We start from the raw sequence: 6105 nt of genomic DNA, 5'->3' as shown, positions 1-6105 counted from the left end.
TTTAATATTCCGACTTTTTAACTCATTTAAAATAACCATTTGAGAGTTTTTCATAAACGTTTTGAATCTGAAATGATAGAAAGATACTAATTCTGCATCATTTAAATTCGTTATGAAATTTTTGAGTTTACTCATTATAGATTTTGTAATCGTAATTTTAACCAACGGTTTGTGGTATGTTTTGTTGAGTTGTTTAAGCATTAAATTTAGTAAATAATTACTGACCAAGAAAATCCGATAGGATTTTCGTAAGTGTGCTAGAACCAAGCAATAAAATATACCAAGTGTTGCCTAACGTTTTTTATCTTTTTTATTTAATCAACCATTTTGATATTGACTTGAAATTAGTCATAAGTAAATAACCTATCAATATATTTAATCCAGATACAACCCAGTTAAAATAATATTCTCCTGTTAATCCATCATTTCCAAACATTGAAACTTCTGCGGAAGTCTTAAACGCGTGAAATAGAAAATTAAGAAACTCTGAAAGATTACTTACAATCATTATTCCACCAATCAATATTAGAGCAAGTTTCATAATGTTCTGATTGTTAAAATCACCGAATTCAATTTTTTCATTATCAAATCCTTTATCTAATCTTAAAAAATCTACAATTCTATCAGCTCTGAAAAGAACAAATAAAAATATTAAGACAACAATTACAGAATATATTAGGGTAATTAAAGTCATTTTAAAAAAATCTCCGTATTCGAAAGAAGAAATAACATAACTCAAATTTGTCGGTATATAGCTAAATACAGTTTGAACTGTTAGGTATAGTCCGATAAGTTTAATAATCAATTTAAAAAAATCTTTAATTTTCATAGTTCTTTTTCTGTAATGTTTGGCAACGGGTTTGGGTTATGATTTCGTTGCGTAAAATCCGCTAGGATTTTCGGACAATGAAATCAGGTTAAATTTACAAAATGTCTGTCGGTTAAAGCACATAAGCAGCAATGAATTATACCCAGTGTTGTGTGTAGTACTAATCATTCTTTAAATCTTATTTTTTCAATTTTCCAAAAAACTAGAATTGAATTTTCATTGTATTCTAATTTCAAGTATGTGAATCCATTTGGGTCAATCAATCCTGTTTTCTCCTCAACAATATATGTTTCATATTTACTATCACATTTGTCAATAAAATCAGGTTCTCCAATTAAATCAATTACAGATTCTCTTTTTGTTCCATTTTCATCATCAAAACTAAGCTGAATATCAATCAAATCATTAATCATTTTCAACCTATTATTCTCTCCATATAATCCATTTTCAATTGATTTCCATTTTTGAGAATCGAATTTTTTATCGTTGAAATTACAGCCGAAAACAAATATTAAAATCAAGGAATTTAAAATGATTGTTATTATCTTTTTCATCATTCAATTAAATATTTGAGTTCTCTATAAATCATTATTAATCCAATTACAATAAATACAATTGTTCCTAAAACTATATTAACATCAAATGAATAAATCATTGAATCATAATCTTTATCTTTTTGAGCACTTTTTATTGTGTAAATCAGATATAAAGTTGAGAGTACAAAAATCAAAACTCCTGCAATAAGAAAATAAATGTTCATATCAATCTTTTTTTGATTTTCATCGTATTACACACAACGGTTTAGGATAACCAAAGTTGTTTTTAAGTTATCGCAATTTTTCGTTTATAAAATTAATAAAATAAAAGTTAAGAAACATTCTATTTAGCAGAAAGCAACAATTTTGGTTATGCAATGTTGCTTGTAGCAGCTTTGCATTTTGGTGCTAAAAAATCATACATAGCAATTTTCATTCATAGATTTTTTTAATTCTCAAATTTATCTTTTTCGTTTGATTAATCTTAACTATTTATTTCAAATCGAGTTTTCTCTCACATCTCAGCTAGTTTTCCGATTTCATTGCTCAAAATCCTCCGTTTTGCTCATTTTACACGTTTCAACTAGAAATTCGTAGTTGTGCTAAAATCGTTCTGTTTTAATGAGCTTTTTGCGTTTCAATTTATCATTTGTTTATTTCTCAAATAACTCAATTTAGTTTCTGTTTGATAGAGTAGAAGAGTGATCAGAATTTTCCCTCATTAATAATTTTTTCACGCCTCTGTCAGACTAACTATTTTAATCTTAAATGACTAAAATGTGGATTTCAGAAGTGAAATCCGCTGTTACAAGCAACGTGTTTGTATATGGTTTGTTGCGTGGTTAAGCAACTAAGTTAACAAATAAAAACAGAATAGAAAATCCGCGAGGATTTTCGTAAGTAGGCGAGAAGTCAGCAATAAATTATATACGGTGTTCTACACCGTTTTTTCTTCGTAACTTCCTGAATCCTTAATATTATACTTATTCCTTTTCTCTTTAAATAATTCAGATATTTTTTCCGCTAGCTGTATGAAAAGAGCATCATATTTATATTCTTCTCCGTGTTCAATAGATTGTTCAAGATGATATTCAATTCGGGCAAAATAAAATTGGTATATTTTTTTTATAAACAGCTTTTTATTTTTTGTATTCAAATTACTTTCTTCTACTTCATCAATAAAATACTTAATCAAATAAAGTACATATTTGAATTGATATTCAAACGTTATATTTCCCTCTTTTCTCAATTCTAAATCTCTGGCATACATATCGATTGGCGATTCAAAAACTAATTCTGTAATTTCATTGTGAAGTTCCTCTTTATTAAATCCGACTTTATAGTTTTCTCTTTTTATTTCTTCATAATCATTTCTGAATCTATCAATAGTTTGGTTTTCTATCTGTTGTTGATTTGCTTTAACTTGCTCTTGAAATGAAATATAGATTAAAAAAGCTCCTAATATATTTATAAATGGTGCAGTTATTCCTCCAATAGTGTCTCCAATTGCACCTGAGTCTGTGTCGAATGAAATAAGCCATTCCAATTGTGTGAAAAGTGCAGGTGAAATTACTACTAGAAGCAAAATTCCAATAATAAGAAAGATGTTTGATTTTTTCACGGATGTTTTTTTAAATGGTGTAGAACGGTTTTGTGTTATGATTTCGTTGCGATAATGTCGTAAGACTTATCGTAAAAGAAACCGAAGTTTAAATTTACGATGTTTTGTCGTAAAACGACAAAATTTAGCAATGAATTATACACAGTGTTGTACAATGTTTTATTTTCTTTCAAATATAATTTTTATCGTTTCGTTTGGAATTTGTTTTTCAAATATCCGTGTAATTATCAAATTCGATTTTTTCAAAACTAAATCATCTTGATTTTTAAATTCAATTTTGTGTTTTCCTCCATTCATAATGTCAATCGAGAATATTTTCTTTGCTCTTTTGCCTTTAAAATATGATTGTATCCTCCATTTAGTTATTTTCGGTTGAATAGTTTTCTCATTTTTCAGGTTTTTCAGGTTGAAACTAAATTTACCAAGACTAACACTCCAACCTCCAATAATTAGAATATCATAAGAACCCATTGATAATTCTATTAATTTTCCAGAATTGTAAATATTTATAGGTTCTTTCATATTATTTATATGCCCGATTGAATGCACGAACTCTTATCATATCTTGTTTTCTTATTATTCCGTAAATAGTCATAGGAACAGCAATAAATCCAGCGATTATTAAAGCAATATATGGATTATGTGGAATAATCAAATAATCAAAAAGTAGATAAATAGTCAGAGGAGTTCCAATTAGAAAAATTAATCCTGAGATTATCAATGAAAATTTTGATTCTTTTGCTCGTAAATCATTAATGTGAAATTCATTTTTCTTATTACAATTTTTACAATAATTACTTTTTGTTTCTCCCTCATACATTGCAATTTCCAATCTTGTTCCATAATTAACTGAAACACTTATTTCATTTTTGCAATTTTGACATTTTCCAAAGACTTTCATAGGTTCTGTCTTAATATTGTACAACGGGTTTGTGTATGTTTTGTAGCGTTTTTAAGCTACTAATTTACTAAATAAAACACTAACGTAGAAAATCCGATAGGATTTTCGTAAATGTGCTAAAACCAAGCTATAAAATATAAACAGTGTTAGCATAAGTATTTAATCATTTTTTGTTATCAAGATCTTTTGAATTATTCCACTTTTAATGTTAACAGAAATCTCATTTTCATATTTATCTCTCCATTCAGTTTCTGAAAATCCTATATTTTTCCCAAATCCAGCATTAATTTTATCTGTATACCAATATGCAAAAACTCTATCCTCTTGTATATCCTTTTTATCAAATATTTTATCTAATGATATATCTTTGTATTCACAGCAATCTTTCAATTCGGAAAGAAACAAACTATCGTTTTCAATTATCCAAGTTGCAATATGTTGTCTCCAACAATCTGATGACAAACAAGTAGTATCAATTAACTTTTTATTAATCGTTTTATCAATTTCTGCAAGATTTTCTAATGGGTAATTATATATATTTATAATCTCCGAATTATAAATCAATAAATCAGGTGATTGTTCTGTCATTTCGAGAGAACTTGATATTAAAAATAGTAATATTATTATTGTCTGTTTCAATTTCAGATATTTATGCTAACGGTTTTGTATAAGATTAGTTGCGTGGTTAAGCAACGAATTTAGCAAATACAAACCAGATAGAAAATCCGCGAGGATTTTCGTAAGCAGGCTCGTACCAAGCAATTAATTTTATACGTTGTTGTAAGCAGTTTTTATTCCGTTTTTTATATAAATCATAATTCCGTTTAAAATTATTGGAAGTGAAATTATTGCAATAAAATATTTCAAATTTTCTGCATTTCCATATTCAATTCCGATAATTAAGTTTCCGATTATCCATAATACAGAACTTACAGAAAAGACAGTCAACATCTTATTTAAATTTCGCTTTAATCTTTCCACATCTTCAGGTTCATATTCTCTGAATTCAAGTTCCGCATTATGTTCAAGTCCGCTTACATAAATTACATAAAAAACAAAAGAAAATCCGAATACCAAAATCAAGATTATTTGTCCAATTTTAAAAATCGGATTCAGTTCCGCAATTGATTTTATGTATTCAAATGATTTTCCAAAAGCGAGTAAAATCAAAAACAGAAAGATGGCAATTATCCAACCTTTATATTCTTTTCTTATGTACTTTTTGATGTTCATTCGATAGTTTTGTCAAATTGCTTACAACGGTTTTTGGTATGTTTTGTTGAGTGATTTAGCTATAAATTTAGTAAATAATTACTGACCAAGAAAATCCGATAGGATTTTCGTAAGTAGGCTAGAACCAAACAATAAAATATACCAGTTGTTGCCCACAGTATTTATTCAATTTGTTTATTTCCTTTGTATTTTACTTGATGATGTTCGATATTCTTGATTATTCCATTTTTACTAAATTCATATTCTGACCAAGTAGAATCTATTTCTACATTTTTTGTGTTTTCATCTAAATCCTCATCATAAAAATTAATCAATGTACTCCCAATTCCAAACTCATTGAACCATTTTCCAAATCTTTTTCCTTTCCAACCTCCATCAGCTCCTACAAATCCTATTACACTTATATTTATAATCGAAATTTCATTTTTTTCAGTTGTAACCGCATATAAAGTTTGACAACAAAACTCATTTTGGTGAATTATCGTAAATAGAAAGAAATTTTCAAATTCTTTAAATTGATAAAAAGAATAGGATTCGGGATAATCAACAGGTAAATATTCAGGATAACCGAAATCAATTTTATGTGATGATATATACTTTTTAAGAAATTCTTTTGGTATTTTGTTTAATTCTTTAATATTAATGCTATCAACATTGATATTTTCAGTAAGTTTTGAAGTTTTTGATTTTATATACTCAATATTGAAATTAATCAAATTTATTTCTTCATCCTTTTGTTCATTTTTTTTAGAATCATTTACTTTCTCAATTTTCACTTTTGTAAATTCCTCATTTTCTATTTTATCAATATTTTTCTTTTGAGAATCATTCTTACAAGAAATTAGTAGAATTAAGAATAGAAATAAAATTATCTTTTTCATATTGTGGGCAACGGTTTTTGGTATGTTTTGTTGAGTGATTAAGCTATAAATTTAGTAAATAATTACTGACCAAGAAAATCCGATAGGATTTTCGTAAGTAGGCT

Annotated in this window: 9 protein-coding genes; all 9 read right to left on the bottom strand. The window is 27.1% G+C overall.

The genetic code is table 11. From position 1 onward, the window contains the following. Window positions 1-310: 310 nt before the first annotated feature. Window positions 311-829, bottom strand: coding sequence for a hypothetical protein (locus tag BLU40_RS16920; protein WP_090126555.1), 519 nt, complete (start codon window positions 827-829; stop codon window positions 311-313). A gap of 164 nt (window positions 830-993) precedes the next feature. Further along, the gene (locus BLU40_RS16915; protein ID WP_139170993.1) at window positions 994-1350 is read right to left on the bottom strand and encodes a hypothetical protein; all 357 of its coding nucleotides are present in this window, start codon (window positions 1348-1350) and stop codon (window positions 994-996) included. A gap of 32 nt (window positions 1351-1382) precedes the next feature. Then, window positions 1383-1589 carry a hypothetical protein gene (locus BLU40_RS16910; protein WP_090126549.1) on the bottom strand — a complete coding sequence of 69 codons (207 nt, stop codon included), beginning with the start codon at window positions 1587-1589 and terminating at the stop codon, window positions 1383-1385. A 713-nt stretch (window positions 1590-2302) separates the two neighbouring features. Then, the gene (locus BLU40_RS16905; RefSeq protein ID WP_090126546.1) at window positions 2303-2986 is read right to left on the bottom strand and encodes a hypothetical protein; all 684 of its coding nucleotides are present in this window, start codon (window positions 2984-2986) and stop codon (window positions 2303-2305) included. Window positions 2987-3145: 159 nt separating this feature from the next. Next, the gene (locus BLU40_RS16900; protein ID WP_090126543.1) at window positions 3146-3508 is read right to left on the bottom strand and encodes a hypothetical protein; all 363 of its coding nucleotides are present in this window, start codon (window positions 3506-3508) and stop codon (window positions 3146-3148) included. A gap of 1 nt (window position 3509) precedes the next feature. Then, window positions 3510-3887, bottom strand: a complete 378-nt coding sequence (locus BLU40_RS16895; protein ID WP_090126540.1) for a hypothetical protein — start codon at window positions 3885-3887, stop codon at window positions 3510-3512. 159 nt (window positions 3888-4046) lie between these two features. Further along, the gene (locus tag BLU40_RS16890; RefSeq protein WP_090126537.1) at window positions 4047-4475 is read right to left on the bottom strand and encodes a hypothetical protein; all 429 of its coding nucleotides are present in this window, start codon (window positions 4473-4475) and stop codon (window positions 4047-4049) included. Between the two features lie 180 nt (window positions 4476-4655). Then, on the bottom strand, window positions 4656-5120 hold the full coding sequence (locus BLU40_RS16885; RefSeq protein ID WP_090126534.1) for a hypothetical protein: 465 nt from the start codon (window positions 5118-5120) through the stop codon (window positions 4656-4658). A gap of 161 nt (window positions 5121-5281) precedes the next feature. Continuing rightward, the gene (locus BLU40_RS16880; protein ID WP_090126530.1) at window positions 5282-6001 is read right to left on the bottom strand and encodes a hypothetical protein; all 720 of its coding nucleotides are present in this window, start codon (window positions 5999-6001) and stop codon (window positions 5282-5284) included. Window positions 6002-6105: the final 104 nt, after the last annotated feature.

The sequence above is a fragment of the Lutibacter oricola genome, from assembly GCF_900106565.1.
GTDB lineage: Bacteria > Bacteroidota > Bacteroidia > Flavobacteriales > Flavobacteriaceae > Lutibacter > Lutibacter oricola.
This window is presented reverse-complemented; position numbering and strand designations above follow the sequence as displayed.

Coding starts and splice junctions, on each gene's coding strand:
- BLU40_RS16890 (WP_090126537.1), bottom strand. CDS start 4,475: ATGACAGAACAATCACCTGATTTATTGATTTATAATTCGGAGATTATA.
- BLU40_RS16885 (WP_090126534.1), bottom strand. CDS start 5,120: ATGAACATCAAAAAGTACATAAGAAAAGAATATAAAGGTTGGATAATT.
- BLU40_RS16900 (WP_090126543.1), bottom strand. CDS start 3,508: ATGAAAGAACCTATAAATATTTACAATTCTGGAAAATTAATAGAATTA.
- BLU40_RS16895 (WP_090126540.1), bottom strand. CDS start 3,887: ATGAAAGTCTTTGGAAAATGTCAAAATTGCAAAAATGAAATAAGTGTT.
- BLU40_RS16910 (WP_090126549.1), bottom strand. CDS start 1,589: ATGAACATTTATTTTCTTATTGCAGGAGTTTTGATTTTTGTACTCTCA.
- BLU40_RS16920 (WP_090126555.1), bottom strand. CDS start 829: ATGAAAATTAAAGATTTTTTTAAATTGATTATTAAACTTATCGGACTA.
- BLU40_RS16880 (WP_090126530.1), bottom strand. CDS start 6,001: ATGAAAAAGATAATTTTATTTCTATTCTTAATTCTACTAATTTCTTGT.